Below are 13,857 nucleotides of genomic sequence, written 5' to 3'. Positions count from 1 at the left end.
CCAGATTTATCCTGGCCGGGTTAGGCCGTAAGATGCCCCATCCCGTGTATAGAAGCTGATCCCCTATGGCACCACGAGTAAAGACCAGCGAGCGCATTGTGCAAACCAGCCTGGAGCTTTTTAACCAGCAGGGCGAGCGCAGTATCAGTACCAACCACATTGCCGCCCACATGGAAATTTCCCCGGGCAACCTGTACTACCACTTCCCTAACAAGCAGGCGATCATTGCCGTGCTGTTCCGCGAATATGAAGCGCTGGTAGACAGTTTCCTGCGTCCGCCCCAGGGACGCACGATGGTGGTGGAGGACAAGCGCTTTTACCTGCAAGCCGTATTGGCCGGCATGTGGCGTTATCGCTTCCTGCACCGCGACCTCGAACACCTGTTGGAGAGCGACCCGGAACTGGCGACCGGCTACCGGCGTTTTTCCCAGCGTTGCCTGATCCAGGGCGGCGCCATCTACCAAGGCTTTGTAGACGCCGGCATTCTCAATATGGACCCGGTGCAAACCGAAGCCCTGACCCTTAATGCCTGGATTATCCTCACCTCCTGGGTGCGCTTTTTGTGCACCACCAATGAAAAATCCACCCACCTGAGCGCCGAGGCGATCAAGCGCGGGGTGTATCAGGTGCTGGTGCTGGAGGCGGGGTTTGTCACGCCGCAGGCCAAAGAGGCGGTGGACGCCTTGTTCAAAGAGTTTTACGTGCCGTTGAATCAGGCACTGGAAGAAGTGAAGTAAGACCTTTCCCCTTTGTATTCACAGGAGTCAGTCATGCCGCTTGCCCAACTGATCAGCCCCCAGCAATTGGCCGAGCGCCAACAGTCGAGCGGGTGGGTGATCCTGGATTGCCGCTTTGCCCTGGAAGACCCGGACTACGGCTTGTGCAGTTACGCCGAAGGGCATATCGAGGGCGCGCAATACGCTGACCTTGAGCGCCACCTGAGCGGCCCGGTGACCAAGGGCGTGACCGGTCGTCATCCTTTGCCGGCGGCGGACACGTTCGCCAGGCAACTGCGGGCGTGGGGCATCAGTGCCGACACCGATGTGGTGCTGTATGACGACGGCCCCGGTGCCTACGCCGCCCGTGCCTGGTGGCTGCTGGCCTGGCTGGGCAAGCGTGATGGCGTGTTTATTCTCGATGGTGGCCTCAAGGCCTGGCATGCCGCCGGTTTCCCCCTGAGCCTGGACGCGCCTGTGATTGAGCCGGGTACCTTCGCCGGTATGCCGGATCCTCGGCTATTGCTGGATGCCGAACACTTGCAAAAACGCCTGGGCCAACCCGACCTGACCTTGATCGACGCCCGCGCCCAGCCGCGCTTTCGTGGCGAAGTAGAGCCCATCGATCCGATTGCCGGGCATATCCCTGGCGCGCAGTGCGCTGCGTTCAGTGAAAACCTGGGCAGCGATGGTCGCTTCCTGCCAGCCGAGCAGCTCAAGCAGCGCTTTGCCGCGCAGTTGCAAGGGCGCCCGGCGCAGGAATTGGTGGCGTATTGCGGCTCTGGGGTGACGGCGTGCCATAACCTGTTTGCGTTGAGCCTGGCGGGGTATCCGTTGGGTAAGTTGTATGCGGGGTCGTGGAGTGAGTGGATTACTGATCCTGCTCGGGAAATAGCAACGGGCGACTGAACGATCGGTGTGAACACTTGCTTAAAATGTGGGAGCTGGCTTGCCTGCGATAGCGGAGTGTCAGCCACCTCAACGTTGGCTGGCCCACCGCTATCGCAGGCAAGCCAGCTCCCACACTATTGACCGTATTGGGCCTGAAGCCACTGCGGGATCCGGCGCTCCAGATAGTAACCAGGGCGCTTCAGCGAACCCTCCACAAACCCCACATGCCCGCCCTTGGCCAGCAACTCGAACTCGGTGCAGGCCGACAGCTCACTGGCGTCAGGCAAGCTGTGCGCAAATACAAACGGGTCATCGGCCGCCTGGATAATCAACGTAGGCGTACGGATATCGCCCAGGTAATAGCGGCTCGATGCGCGGCGATAATAGTCTTCAGCACTGATGAAACCATGCAGCGGCGCGGTTACCCGCCCGTCGAAGTCCCAGAACGTGCGCATCTTTTCCAGGGAGCCAAGGGCCTCCAGGGTTTTGAGCCCATCCTCACGACCGTCCTGCAGGAACTGGCGTTGCTTGACGCGGATATACGCCAGCATCTCGCGCATGAAGTGCTTCTGATACACCCGCGAGAACCCCAGGCCGATGCGATCGGCGCATTGATCCAGGCGAAACGGCACCGACACCGCCGCCGCGCCCTGCAAGCCCGAGGCCTTGCCGGTTTCGCCCAAATGCTTGAGCAACACATTGCCGCCCAGGGAATAACCCACCGCATACACGGGCGCCAACGGCCGCTTGGCGCGCAGATGAGCAATCGCTGCCGCCAGGTCTTCGCTGGCGCCGGAGTGATAACTGCGAGCCAGCAGGTTGGGCTCGCCCGAGCAGCCGCGCCAGTTCAACGCAACGCTGGCCCAGCCTTGGGCGGCGAGGACTTTTTGCAGGCCGGCCACATAGGGCGAATTGGACGAGCCGGTCAGCCCATGCAGCACCAGCACCAAGGGTGCTTGCACGTCATGCGGCCCGTGCCAGTCAAGATCAAGGAAGTCGCCATCCTCCAGCCACAGGCGCTCGCGTTGGCGTTCGATGTGGGTGGTCGGCCGCCACAGCGGCCCCCACAGTGTCTGCAAGTGGGGGTTGCCGAGGCCGAAGGCGGGTTTGAAGCGGTCTGTAGATGGAATCATGAATTACCCGCTGCCGTGTAGGAGCGAGCTTGCTCGCGGAAAACGTTAACGATAACGCGGCGCTGTCAGACAGCCCGTGTCGCCTGTTTGACCTTCGCGAGCAAGCTCGCTCCTACAGGGCGCGATGCCACAACGCGTAATACACCCGCCCGGACTTCTGCTCCCGGTGCAGGCGCCAGCCACTTGGCAGGCCCAGCGTGGAGGGCGCGGTCTCGCTCTCAGTGTAGATCCAGGCATCCGGTGCCAGCCACTGGCGTTCTTCCAGCAGGGTGCAGACAGCTGGCAGCAGGTTCTGGTTGAACGGTGGGTCGAGGAACACTACGTCGTATTCAGTCGCCGCCTGGGTTTCCAGGTAGCGCAGCGCGTCCGCCGTCTGCACCTGGCCGGTGGTGCAACGCAGCGTGCCCAGGTGCTCCTTGAGGCTGGACACCGCCACGTTGCTGGCGTCCAGCGCCTGGCCCTGGGCCGCGCCACGGGACAGCGCCTCCAGGAACAGCGCGCCGCTGCCAGCGAACGGGTCCAGCACCTTGGCCCCGCCAATGTACGGTGCGAGCCAGTTGAACAGGGTTTCACGCACGCGGTCGGGCGTCGGGCGCAGGCCCACGACGTCGGGGAAGCTCAGCTTGCGGCTGCCCCATTCACCGCCAATGATGCGCAGTTGGCCCACACCGTTATGCACGTTGTGGACAGGTTTTTTCGGGCGAGATGAACTGGCCATTAATGCTCCGGAACCCCGAGCGGCTGCTCGGCAGGTTTATCAGTGGGGGGCGGTAGTGGCTTTTGCGCAATCGTCGGGCCGGCGGTCACGATGACCATCTTGTCGGCGCTCAAGTGTTTATTCATTGCAGCCTTGACCTGATCGACGGTCAGGGCCTGGGATTGTTTCATGAAATCTTCCAGATAGCTCAGCGGCAGGTTGTAGAAACCCATGGCGCCCAACTGCCCGACGATATCGGCGTTGCTGGCGGTGGACAGCGGGAAGCTGCCGGCCAGCTCGCGCTTGGCGTCATCCAGTTCCTTTTGCGTCGGGCCGGTCTTGAGGTAGTCAGCCAGTACGTCCTCCACCAGGCGCAAGGTGCCACCGCTCATTTCGGCGCGGGTCTGCAGGTTGATCATGAACGGGCCGCGCACCTGCATTGGTGAGAAACCGGAATACACGCCGTAGGTCAGGCCGCGCTTTTCACGCACTTCGCTCATCAAGCGGGTGCCGAAGCCACCGCCGCCGAGGATCTGGTTACCCAGGGACAAGGCTGCGTAATCCGGGTCGGCACGGTCGATGCCCAACTGCGCAAACAGCAGGTGGGTTTGCTTGGACGGGAACTCGATACGGCTCAGGCCGGCTTTTGGCTCGGTCGGCTGGGCGATCTTGGCCATAGCCGGGCCTTTGGGCAGCGACGCGGACACCTTGGCCGTCATGGCTTCAGCTTCGGCGCGGGTCAGGTCGCCCACCACTGCAATCACCGCGTTACCCGCTGCATAGGCCTTGGCGTGGAACGCCTGCAACTGCGCCAGGGTAATCTTCGGCACGCTCTCGGGGGTGCCTTCGCTCGGGTGTGCGTAAGGGTGGTCGCCGTACAGGCGCTTGAACAGCTCGATGCTCGCCAGTTTGCCGGGGTTCTGCTTCTGGTACTCGAAACCGGCCAGGATCTGGTTCTTGATGCGTGCCAGTGAGTCTGCCGGGAAAGTCGGCTGGCCGATCACCTGGTTGAACAGTGACAGGGCGGCGTCGCGCTTGGCGCTGTCGCTCAGGCTGCGCAGGGTCACCAGCGCCATGTCGCGGTAGGCGCCGTTGCCAAAGTCGGCCCCCAGGCCTTCGAAGCCACTGGCGATCTGGCTGACGTCCTTGCCCGGCACGCCTTCGTTGAGCATGGCGTTGGTCATCAGCGCCAGGCCTGGCACGTCGCCATCCTGGCTGCTGCCGGCGGCGAACAGCAGGCGCATGTCGAACATCGGCAACTCATGGGCTTCGACGAACAGCACCTTGGCGCCTTCGGCGGTGGTCCAGGTTTGTACGTCGAGCTTGCGGTTGGTCGGTGCCTTGCCATCCAGTTCCGCCAGGGATTGCAGGGTGCTGGCCGTTTGAGCCTTGTCCAGGGCCTGGCTGGCGACCGACTCGCTGGGGCGCAAGAAGTAAACGGCGCTGGCCGCCATCAGGGTGACGGCGATCAGGCCGGGCAGGATCAGGCGGCTGTTTTTGCGATCACTCATGAGCGGTCTCCTCAGGCAAAACATGGGCGACGCTCAGACGTTCGCGGGTGAAATAGGTGCGTGCAGCCTTCTGGATGTCTTCCGGGGTCACGCTTTGCAGGTCGGCAAGCTCGGTGTCCATGAGTTTCCAGGACAGGCCGACGGTTTCCAGGGAGCCAATGGCCGTGGCCTGGCTGGTGATGGAATCACGCTGGTACACCAGGCCGGCAATCACCTGGGCACGGATGCGCTCCAGTTCTTCGGCGGTCGGCGGCTTGGCCTTCAACTCATCGAGCAGGCGCCACAGGCCGGCTTCGGCTTGGGCGACGGTTTTCTTCTTCTGCTGGTTCGGCGTGGCCGAGAGGGTGAACAGGCTGTCGCCACGGGTGTAGGCGTCGTAGTTGGTGGAAGCGGCGGACACCAGCTCCTCACCGCGTTCCAGTTGCTCGGAAATCCGTGCACTGTAGCCGCCGTCCAGCAGGGCCGAGATCAGGCGCAGGGCCTGTACCGAGCGTTTGTCTTCGGCGGTGGCCAGGCCGGGCACGTTGAAGCCCAGGAACACGCTCGGCAGTTGGGTCTGCACGTGCAGGGTCAGCAGGCGCTCGCCGGGCTCGGCCAATTCCATCGGGATTTTTGCCGGCGGCACGTCACGCTTGGGGATCGGCCCGAAGTAACGTTGGGCGAGGTTTTTCACCTCGTCCGGGGTCACGTCGCCGACCACCACCAGGGTGGCGTTGTTCGGCACGTACCAGGATTGGTACCAGTGGCGCAGTTCCTCGACCTTCATGCGGTCCAGGTCGGCCATCCAGCCAATGGTCGGCGTGTGGTAGCCACTGGCCGGGAACGCCATGGCCTTGAAGCGCTCGAACGCCTTGGACATGGGGTTATCGTCGGTGCGCAGGCGGCGTTCTTCCTTGATTACCTCGATTTCACGGCTGAACTCGTCGGCCGGCAGGCGCAGGCTGGCCATGCGGTCGGCTTCCAGCTCAAAGGCCACGCCCAGGCGGTCACGGGCCAATACCTGGTAGTACGCGGTGTAGTCGTCGCTGGTGAACGCATTTTCTTCGGCGCCCAGGTCGCGCAGGATCAGCGAGGCTTCGCCGGGGCCAACCTTGGCGCTGCCTTTGAACATCATGTGTTCCAGGGCGTGGGACAAACCGGTCTGGCCCGGGGTTTCGTAGCTTGAGCCAACCTTGTACCAGACCTGGGAAACCACCACCGGCGCACGATGATCTTCGCGCACGACCACCTTGAGGCCGTTATCGAGGGTGAATTCATGGGTGGGTTGTGGATCGGCAGCCAAAGCTGAGAGAGGCAGACAAACTGTGCTGAACAGCAGGCCTGCGGCGCGGCGGGCTAGAGCATTCATTCGTTTTTAAACCTGTTGGGCTGCCCGCTTGGTCTTAGCGTCGGCGGGCGAGGAGGTGCTAGGATACTGGTCCGACTTAAGGACGGCCACTGCGGCTGTCTTGTGAAGGCCCTATTTAGGCCTTACAAAATGTTGCGCATGAACGAGCTGGCTAAAAAACAGTCTGTTACGCATCGAATTTTATTTACCGGCGCGCCCTGTGGCGCGTCGCTACCTTGAGATAGCCGTCTCCATGTTTGGTTCCAACGACGACAAGAAGACCCCAGCTGCGGCTGGCGAGAAGAAAGGCCTGTTCGGATGGCTGCGCAAAAAGCCGCAGGAAACCGTCGTCGAACAGCCACAGGTTCACGCTGAACCGACCCCCGAACCCGTAATAGAAGCCGAACCGGTTGCCGAAACGCCAGTTCCGGTGGTGTTGCCGATGGCTGAGCCGGTGTTGCAGCCGGTCGCCGAGGCCGCGCCGGAACCTGAGCCCGAGCACAAGCCCTGGTTGGAGCTGCCCGTGGCCGAAGAGCCCGTGGCGTTGGTGGAGGATGTTCAGGCCGAGCACGTCGTGCCGCCGATTCCGGCAGTGGCTGAGCCGGCGCCGGTAGAGGTTGTGGCTGAAGTACCGCCCGTCGTCGAAGTGCCTGCACCGGTTGTCGCTGCACCTGCCGTTATCGAGCCAGAACCCGCCGCTGCCGTAACCGAAACCAGCAAAACCGGATTCTTTGCCCGCCTCAAGCAGGGCCTGAGCAAGACCAGCGCCAGTATTGGCGAAGGCATGGCCAGCCTGTTTCTGGGCAAGAAAGTCATTGATGACGAGTTGCTGGAAGACATCGAGACCCGCCTGCTAACCGCCGACGTGGGCGTCGAAGCCACCGCCGTGATTATCCAGAGCCTGACGCAGAAGGTCGCGCGCAAGCAGTTGACCGACGCCGATGCGCTGTACAAATCCCTGCAGGCTGAGCTGGCCGCCATGCTCAAGCCGGTTGAGGCGCCGCTGGTGATCACGCCGAAAAAGCCTTTCGTCATCCTCGTGGTAGGCGTAAACGGCGCTGGCAAGACCACCACCATCGGCAAGCTGGCCAAGAAGCTGCAGGGTGAAGGCAAGAAAGTCATGCTCGCCGCCGGTGACACCTTCCGTGCCGCGGCCGTCGAGCAGTTGCAGGTGTGGGGTGAGCGCAACAAGATCCCGGTGATCGCCCAGCACACCGGTGCCGACTCTGCTTCGGTGATCTTCGATGCTGTGCAAGCCGCCAAGGCGCGCAACATCGATGTGCTGATCGCTGATACAGCCGGCCGCCTGCACACCAAAGACAATTTGATGGAAGAGCTGAAGAAAGTGCGCCGCGTGATCGGCAAGCTCGACGCCGATGCACCCCATGAAGTCCTGCTGGTGCTCGACGCCGGTACCGGCCAGAACGCCATCAGCCAGGCCAAGCAATTCAACCAGACGGTGCAGCTGACCGGCTTGGCATTGACTAAGCTCGACGGCACGGCCAAGGGCGGTGTGATTTTCGCCCTGGCCAAACAGTTCGGGTTGCCGATTCGTTATATCGGCGTCGGTGAAGGCATCGACGACCTGCGCACCTTTGAAGCCGAACCCTTTGTACAGGCACTGTTTGCCGAGCGGGAGCGTTCATGATTCGATTCGAACAGGTCGGTAAACGCTATGCCAACGGGCATGTGGGCTTGCATGAGCTGAGCTTTCGAGTGCGTCGCGGCGAATTCTTGTTTGTCACCGGCCATTCGGGCGCAGGCAAAAGTACGCTGTTGCGCCTGCTGCTGGCCATGGAACGCCCGACTACCGGCAAGTTGCTGCTGGCGGGCCAGGACCTGGCCACTATCAGCAATGCGCAAATTCCATTCCTGCGCCGCCAGATCGGCGTGGTGTTCCAGAACCACCAGTTGCTGTTCGACCGCACGGTGTTCAACAACGTGGCCCTGCCGTTGCAGATCCTCGGGCTGTCCAAGGCCGAGATCGTCAAACGCGTGGACTCGGCCCTGGAACGCGTGGCCTTGTCGGACAAGACCGACCTCTTCCCCGGCGACCTGTCCACCGGCCAGCAACAGCGTGTCGGTATCGCCCGCGCCATCGTCCATCGCCCGGCTTTGCTGCTGGCGGACGAGCCCACCGGTAACCTCGACCCGCGCCTGGCGGCCGAGATTATGGGGGTGTTCGAAGACATCAACCGCCTGGGCACCAGCGTCTTGATCGCCAGCCACGACCTGGCCCTGATTGCCCGCATGCGCCATCGCATGCTCACCCTGCAACGCGGCCGCCTGATCGGCGATGGGGAGGCTGGCGTATGAGTGCTACACGCAGCCCTAAAGTATCCGAACGGGTGGCTCCGAAGCCGGCCGACCCGCAACCGAAAAAGAAAAAACACGACGAAGACGACGGCCCGGACTTCGGCACCCTGGTGCACGCCTGGATCGAAAGCCACCGCGCCAGCCTGCTGGACAGCCTGCGTCGCCTGGGCAAGCAGCCGATCGGCAGCTTTTTCACCTGCCTGGTCATGGCCGTGGCCTTGAGCCTGCCGATGGGCTTGTCGCTGTTGCTTAATAATGTGGAGCGCCTGGGCGGCTCCTGGCAGCGGGCGGCGCAGATTTCGCTGTACCTGAACCTGGACACCAGCAGCAAGGAAGGCGAAGCGCTGCGCGATGACATCAAGAACATCCCGGGGGTTGCCGAGGCTGAGTACATCAGCCGCGACCAGGCCCTTGAAGAGTTCCAGCAGCAATCGGGCCTGGGCGAGGCGCTCAAGGAGCTGCCGCAGAACCCGCTGCCGGGCGTGGTGCTGGTAACGCCGAACGAGGTCGACAAGCCGGCGCTGGAAGCCCTGCGACAAAAACTCGCAGAGATGCCGAAGGTGCAACAGGCGCAACTTGATCTAGTCTGGGTAGAGCGCCTGGCCGCGATCCTCAAGCTGGGTGACCGCTTTGTGTTCGGCCTGACGGTGTTATTAGTGTCTGCATTACTTTTGGTGATAGGTAATACCATTCGTCTTCATATTGAAAACCGTCGCACCGAGATAGAAGTGATTAAACTGGTGGGCGGCACAGACAGCTATGTGCGTCGGCCTTTCCTCTACATGGGCGCGTTGTATGGCCTGGGTGCGGGGATCTTGTCCTGGGGCGTACTGGCGTTTGGCCTGGATTGGTTGAACGACGCGGTTGTCGGCTTGGCCGGGCTCTACGGCAGTGATTTCGCGTTGGCCGGTGTGCCGGTAGCCGATGGTCTGAGTCTCTTGCTTGGCGCGGTCTTGTTGGGGTATATCGGTGCGTGGATTGCGGTGGCACGGCATTTACGTGAGCTGGCGCCGAAGTAGTTAATGCCAGATTAATGTGGTTTCGTTTGTATTGACCGTATCAGCGGTTTAGGGAACTTGTCCTACGGTTCCCAGGTCAATTTTCGCAGTGCTGAACTGCACGAGTTATGTGAGTCGGAGGTTTTTTCGTATGACCACTTCTTTGCAACCTGCTTATGCCTTGGTCCCAGGTGCGAACCTGGAGGCTTATGTGCACACGGTCAACAGCATTCCATTGCTGACGCCCGAGCAGGAGCGTGAACTGGCCGAGAGTCTCTACTATGAGCAGGATTTGGGGGCGGCTCGGCAGATGGTGCTCGCCCACCTGCGTTTTGTCGTACATATCGCCCGTAGCTATAGCGGCTACGGTCTGGCCCAGGCCGACCTGATTCAGGAAGGCAACGTCGGCCTGATGAAGGCTGTGAAGCGTTTCAACCCTGAAATGGGTGTGCGCCTGGTGTCGTTTGCCGTGCACTGGATCAAGGCGGAAATCCACGAGTTCATCCTGCGCAACTGGCGCATCGTGAAAGTGGCCACCACCAAGGCCCAGCGCAAGCTGTTCTTCAACCTGCGCAGCCAGAAAAAACGCCTGGCGTGGCTGAACAACGAAGAAGTCCACCGCGTGGCCGAAAGCCTCGGCGTGGAGCCGCGTGAAGTGCGCGAGATGGAAAGCCGCCTGACCGGCCATGACATGGCCTTCGACCCAGCCGCCGAAGCGGATGACGACAGCGCTTTCCAATCGCCGGCCAACTACCTGGAAGACCACCGGTACGACCCGGCGCGTCAACTGGAAGACGCCGACTGGAGCGACAACTCCAACCACAACCTGCACGAAGCGCTGGAAGTGCTGGACGACCGCAGCCGTGACATCCTCTACCAGCGCTGGCTGGCAGAAGAAAAAGCCACGCTGCACGACCTGGCGCAGAAGTACAACGTGTCGGCCGAGCGGATTCGTCAGCTTGAGAAAAGCGCGATGAACAAGCTGAAGTTGTCGATCGCCGCCTAAAACGCAGCGAACAAAAAAATGCCCCGGTCGAAAGATCGGGGCATTTTTGTATGTGTTCGAAAAGTCTCAAGCCCAACTCGGTTTAATGTGGGAGCTGGCTTGCCTGCGATGAGGCCGTGTCAGTTAAAACATGGGTTACTGACCCACCGCTATCGCAGGCAAGCCAGCTCCCACAGGTCCCGTATTGTGTCAGTCGGACCAGGGGGCTTTGCGGGTAGTGTTCAGCTCCATTAGGTAACCATCCCCACCCAACTGGCTCATCTGCTGACGAATCCATGCCGCTCTGCGTGCCACATAGGCCGTCGGATGGCTGGCACTCCACACCCGCGGATTAGGCAGCACCGCCGCCAGGTAGCTGGCCTGCTGCCGCGAAAGCGCTTTGGCATTCACGCCAAAATGGTGCCGCGCCGCGGCCTCTGCGCCAAACACACCTTCATCCCATTCCACGCTGTTGAGGTACACCTCAAGAATCCGCTGCTTGGGCCACAACACTTCGATCAAGCCGGTAAACCACGCCTCCAGGCCTTTGCGCAAATAGCTGCGCCCGGCCCACAGGAACAGGTTTTTCGACACCTGCTGGCTCAGGGTGCTGGCGCCGCGAATCGAGCCGCCACGTTCGTTGTGCAGGATCGCGGCCTGGATCGCGCCGAAATCAAAACCCCAGTGTTGTGGGAAGCGTTGGTCTTCACCGGCCATCACCGCCACTTTCAGGTCATCGGAGATTTCATCCCACGGCACCCAGCTGCGTTGCAGGTCAATGGGTTCGCCATCTATCCAGGACTCAACCTTGCGCTCCACCATCAGCGCAGTGAACGGCGGCGGCACCACACGAAACAGCAGCACCAGCAACACACTGCCGATGGCAAACCATTTCACGACGTTGAGAAAGCGTTTGAAGAGGACACGCAGCATAGAGATGGCTTGGCCGAACCCGTTGAGCGGGCCATTATACAGACCCTGCCCGATGAGTCTGACTGGAGTTCCCCATGCTGCGTAGCTTTCTGATGCTGGCTGCCTTTTTCGGCTTTACTGGCGTTGCGCTGGGCGCGTTCGCCGCCCACGGCCTGAAAAACCGCCTGAGCGCCGACTACCTGGCGATCTTCCATACCGGCGTGACCTACCAGTTGGTGCATGCCCTGGCATTGTTCGGCGTGGCCTTGCTGGTGGCGCATATTCCGGGCCGGCTGGTCACCTGGGCGGGAATTTCGTTCACCGTCGGCATCCTGCTGTTCTCGGGCAGCCTGTATGTGCTGACGATGACCGGCATCAGTAAACTGGGAATCATCACGCCGTTTGGCGGGCTGGCGTTCCTGCTTGGCTGGTTCTTCCTGGGCCTGGCGGCGTGGCGCTTGCAGCTTTGACCGCTTGACGCTTGGAGCTGACCTTCAGGTTCCAATCGCGCTAGAATGCTGGCCCCTAAAAACGATGGCGGCCCGTGGCATGCGCATTCAGTTGAACGGCGAACCCTTTGAACTTCCCGATGGCGAAACCGTTGCGGCCCTGCTGACCCGTCTGGACCTGACCGGGCGTCGCGTCGCAGTGGAGCTCAACCTGGATATCGTCCCGCGTAGCCAGCACGCCGAGACTGCGCTCACCGAAGGTGACCAGGTCGAAGTGGTCCACGCCATCGGCGGCGGCTAGCCTGCCACGGCCGCAACGCATTCTGCAGAACCTCATCCAACCAGAGGATTTCCCATGAGCATCGTTCGTAGCGACAAGCCTTTCGTCCTGGCCGGTCGTACCTACCAGTCCCGTCTGCTGGTCGGCACCGGCAAGTACCGCGACATGGAAGAAACCCGCCTGGCCATCGAAGCCTCGGGTGCCGAGATCGTCACCTTCGCCGTGCGCCGCACCAACCTCGGCCAGATCGAGGGCGAGCCGAACCTGCTCGAAGTGCTCTCGCCGCAGCGCTACACCTTTCTGCCAAACACCGCTGGCTGCTACGACGCCATCGAAGCCGTGCGCACCTGCCGCCTGGCCCGTGAGCTGCTCGACGGCCACAACCTGGTGAAGCTGGAAGTGCTGGCCGACCAGAAAACCCTGTTCCCCAATGTGATCGAAACCCTCAAGGCCGCCGAAACCCTGGTCAAGGAAGGTTTCGACGTGATGGTCTACACCAGCGATGACCCGATCATCGCGCGCCAACTGGCAGAAATCGGCTGCATCGCCGTGATGCCGCTGGCCGGTCTGATCGGTTCCGGCCTGGGCATCTGCAACCCGTACAACCTGCAGATCATCCTTGAAGAAGCCAAGATCCCGGTGCTGGTGGATGCGGGCGTGGGCACTGCCTCCGACGCAACCATCGCCATGGAACTGGGCTGCGACGCGGTGCTGATGAACTCGGCCATTGCCCATGCCCAGCAACCAATCATGATGGCCCAAGCCATGAACCACGCCATCGTCGCGGGCCGCCTGGCCTACCTCGCCGGGCGCATGCCGAAAAAACTCTATGCCAGCGCCTCTTCGCCGCTGGATGGTCTGATCAAGTAAGAGCTATTGATGACTGAATCAAACGAAACGCCGAACACCGTGGAAGAGGGCGACGAGTCCAAGCACCGCCGCATCAAGAGTTTTGTGATGCGCGCCGGCCGCATGACCGAAGGCCAGCAAAAGGGCCTGGAGCAGGGCACGCCGCTGTTCGTGTTGCCTCTGGCCGACGCGCCGGTGGACTACGACCAAGTGTTTGGCCGTTCGGCCCCACGCTCCCTGGAAATCGGTTTCGGCATGGGCCATTCCCTGCTGGAAATGGCCGCAGCCGCGCCGGAGCAGGATTTCATCGGTGTGGAAGTCCACCGCCCAGGCGTCGGCGCACTGCTCAACGGTGTGCTGACCCAAGGCCTGAAAAACCTGCGGGTCTACGACTGCGACGCGATTGAAGTGCTCAACCGCTGCATCGCTGACAACAGCCTCGACCGCCTGATGCTGTTCTTCCCCGACCCATGGCACAAGGCCCGTCACCACAAGCGCCGCATCGTCCAGGCCTCCTTCGCGGAGCTGGTACGCAGCAAGCTGAAAGTGGGCGGCATCCTGCACATGGCCACCGACTGGGAACCGTACGCGGAATACATGCTGGAAGTGATGAACGTCGCCCCTGGCTACCGCAACCTGGCCGAAGACGGCAAATGCGTGCCACGCCCGGCCGAGCGGCCGATCACCAAGTTCGAACGCCGTGGCGAGCGGTTGGGGCATGGGGTGTGGGATTTGAAGTTCGAGAAGCTGGCTTAACTCGCGTTGCTAATCACGGCGGTGGAGTCGCTGCGTT

General features: G+C 61.7%; 15 protein-coding genes. 10 read left to right on the top strand and 5 right to left on the bottom strand.

From position 1 onward, the window contains the following. Positions 1-65: 65 nt before the first annotated feature. Positions 66-737, top strand: a complete 672-nt coding sequence (locus QK296_RS00225; RefSeq protein WP_137204154.1) for a TetR/AcrR family transcriptional regulator — start codon at positions 66-68, stop codon at positions 735-737. 33 nt (positions 738-770) lie between these two features. Then, the gene (locus QK296_RS00220; RefSeq protein ID WP_057710239.1) at positions 771-1,625 is read left to right on the top strand and encodes a sulfurtransferase; all 855 of its coding nucleotides are present in this window, start codon (positions 771-773) and stop codon (positions 1,623-1,625) included. A gap of 116 nt (positions 1,626-1,741) precedes the next feature. On the opposite strand, the gene QK296_RS00215 is transcribed toward QK296_RS00220, so the two are convergent. The 4 genes from QK296_RS00215 to QK296_RS00200 all read right to left on the bottom strand — a co-directional run bounded on the left by QK296_RS00215 (position 1,742) and on the right by QK296_RS00200 (position 6,296). Next, complete coding sequence (locus tag QK296_RS00215) at positions 1,742-2,740, bottom strand: hydrolase (RefSeq protein ID WP_094773927.1); 999 nt, start codon at positions 2,738-2,740, stop codon at positions 1,742-1,744. A gap of 112 nt (positions 2,741-2,852) precedes the next feature. After that, positions 2,853-3,458, bottom strand: coding sequence for a 16S rRNA (guanine(966)-N(2))-methyltransferase RsmD (gene rsmD, locus QK296_RS00210; RefSeq protein ID WP_003195120.1), 606 nt, complete (start codon positions 3,456-3,458; stop codon positions 2,853-2,855). Next, positions 3,458-4,948, bottom strand: coding sequence for a pitrilysin family protein (locus QK296_RS00205; protein ID WP_032894697.1), 1,491 nt, complete (start codon positions 4,946-4,948; stop codon positions 3,458-3,460). The genes rsmD and QK296_RS00205 overlap by 1 nt, the downstream gene beginning before the upstream one ends. Further along, entirely contained in the window at positions 4,941-6,296 is a 1,356-nt protein-coding gene (locus QK296_RS00200) for a pitrilysin family protein (RefSeq protein ID WP_003195117.1), read from the bottom strand. Before QK296_RS00200 ends, QK296_RS00205 begins: the two co-directional genes overlap by 8 nt. A gap of 232 nt (positions 6,297-6,528) precedes the next feature. Between QK296_RS00200 and ftsY the strand changes: the two genes are divergently transcribed. The 4 genes from ftsY (at position 6,529) to rpoH (ending at position 10,595) form a co-directional block, all read left to right on the top strand. Further along, the gene (ftsY, locus tag QK296_RS00195) at positions 6,529-7,923 is read left to right on the top strand and encodes a signal recognition particle-docking protein FtsY (protein ID WP_282390462.1); all 1,395 of its coding nucleotides are present in this window, start codon (positions 6,529-6,531) and stop codon (positions 7,921-7,923) included. After that, complete coding sequence (gene ftsE / locus QK296_RS00190) at positions 7,920-8,591, top strand: cell division ATP-binding protein FtsE (RefSeq protein ID WP_003195112.1); 672 nt, start codon at positions 7,920-7,922, stop codon at positions 8,589-8,591. The genes ftsY and ftsE overlap by 4 nt, the downstream gene beginning before the upstream one ends. Next, complete coding sequence (gene ftsX, locus QK296_RS00185) at positions 8,588-9,610, top strand: permease-like cell division protein FtsX (protein WP_003195111.1); 1,023 nt, start codon at positions 8,588-8,590, stop codon at positions 9,608-9,610. The genes ftsE and ftsX overlap by 4 nt, the downstream gene beginning before the upstream one ends. Before the next feature lie 130 nt (positions 9,611-9,740). Beyond that, positions 9,741-10,595 carry an RNA polymerase sigma factor RpoH gene (rpoH, locus tag QK296_RS00180; protein WP_003176698.1) on the top strand — a complete coding sequence of 285 codons (855 nt, stop codon included), beginning with the start codon at positions 9,741-9,743 and terminating at the stop codon, positions 10,593-10,595. A 189-nt stretch (positions 10,596-10,784) separates the two neighbouring features. On the opposite strand, the gene mtgA is transcribed toward rpoH, so the two are convergent. Beyond that, positions 10,785-11,507, bottom strand: coding sequence for a monofunctional biosynthetic peptidoglycan transglycosylase (gene mtgA, locus QK296_RS00175; protein WP_003195110.1), 723 nt, complete (start codon positions 11,505-11,507; stop codon positions 10,785-10,787). Positions 11,508-11,581: 74 nt separating this feature from the next. On the opposite strand from mtgA, the gene QK296_RS00170 reads away from it, so the two are divergent. From QK296_RS00170 to trmB, 4 genes are all read left to right on the top strand, one after another. Further along, positions 11,582-11,956, top strand: coding sequence for a DUF423 domain-containing protein (locus tag QK296_RS00170; RefSeq protein WP_003195108.1), 375 nt, complete (start codon positions 11,582-11,584; stop codon positions 11,954-11,956). Positions 11,957-12,035: 79 nt separating this feature from the next. After that, entirely contained in the window at positions 12,036-12,236 is a 201-nt protein-coding gene (thiS, locus tag QK296_RS00165; protein WP_032901150.1) for a sulfur carrier protein ThiS, read from the top strand. Positions 12,237-12,290: 54 nt separating this feature from the next. After that, positions 12,291-13,085 carry a thiazole synthase gene (locus tag QK296_RS00160; RefSeq protein WP_003195103.1) on the top strand — a complete coding sequence of 265 codons (795 nt, stop codon included), beginning with the start codon at positions 12,291-12,293 and terminating at the stop codon, positions 13,083-13,085. Positions 13,086-13,094: 9 nt separating this feature from the next. After that, positions 13,095-13,820: a tRNA (guanosine(46)-N7)-methyltransferase TrmB gene (gene trmB, locus QK296_RS00155; protein WP_003195101.1), complete on the top strand. Its 726-nt coding sequence runs from the start codon at positions 13,095-13,097 to the stop codon at positions 13,818-13,820. The last annotated feature ends 37 nt before the right edge of the window (positions 13,821-13,857 follow it).

The sequence above is a fragment of the Pseudomonas sp. AL10 genome (assembly GCF_029960685.1).
GTDB classification, from domain to species: Bacteria; Pseudomonadota; Gammaproteobacteria; order Pseudomonadales; family Pseudomonadaceae; genus Aquipseudomonas; species Aquipseudomonas lactis.
This window is presented reverse-complemented; position numbering and strand designations above follow the sequence as displayed.

Coding starts and splice junctions, on each gene's coding strand:
- ftsY (WP_282390462.1), top strand. CDS start 6,529: ATGTTTGGTTCCAACGACGACAAGAAGACCCCAGCTGCGGCTGGCGAG.
- QK296_RS00170 (WP_003195108.1), top strand. CDS start 11,582: ATGCTGCGTAGCTTTCTGATGCTGGCTGCCTTTTTCGGCTTTACTGGC.
- QK296_RS00220 (WP_057710239.1), top strand. CDS start 771: ATGCCGCTTGCCCAACTGATCAGCCCCCAGCAATTGGCCGAGCGCCAA.
- QK296_RS00200 (WP_003195117.1), bottom strand. CDS start 6,296: ATGAATGCTCTAGCCCGCCGCGCCGCAGGCCTGCTGTTCAGCACAGTT.
- QK296_RS00205 (WP_032894697.1), bottom strand. CDS start 4,948: ATGAGTGATCGCAAAAACAGCCGCCTGATCCTGCCCGGCCTGATCGCC.
- QK296_RS00225 (WP_137204154.1), top strand. CDS start 66: ATGGCACCACGAGTAAAGACCAGCGAGCGCATTGTGCAAACCAGCCTG.
- trmB (WP_003195101.1), top strand. CDS start 13,095: ATGACTGAATCAAACGAAACGCCGAACACCGTGGAAGAGGGCGACGAG.
- QK296_RS00160 (WP_003195103.1), top strand. CDS start 12,291: ATGAGCATCGTTCGTAGCGACAAGCCTTTCGTCCTGGCCGGTCGTACC.
- ftsX (WP_003195111.1), top strand. CDS start 8,588: ATGAGTGCTACACGCAGCCCTAAAGTATCCGAACGGGTGGCTCCGAAG.
- mtgA (WP_003195110.1), bottom strand. CDS start 11,507: ATGCTGCGTGTCCTCTTCAAACGCTTTCTCAACGTCGTGAAATGGTTT.
- QK296_RS00215 (WP_094773927.1), bottom strand. CDS start 2,740: ATGATTCCATCTACAGACCGCTTCAAACCCGCCTTCGGCCTCGGCAAC.
- ftsE (WP_003195112.1), top strand. CDS start 7,920: ATGATTCGATTCGAACAGGTCGGTAAACGCTATGCCAACGGGCATGTG.
- thiS (WP_032901150.1), top strand. CDS start 12,036: ATGCGCATTCAGTTGAACGGCGAACCCTTTGAACTTCCCGATGGCGAA.
- rsmD (WP_003195120.1), bottom strand. CDS start 3,458: ATGGCCAGTTCATCTCGCCCGAAAAAACCTGTCCACAACGTGCATAAC.
- rpoH (WP_003176698.1), top strand. CDS start 9,741: ATGACCACTTCTTTGCAACCTGCTTATGCCTTGGTCCCAGGTGCGAAC.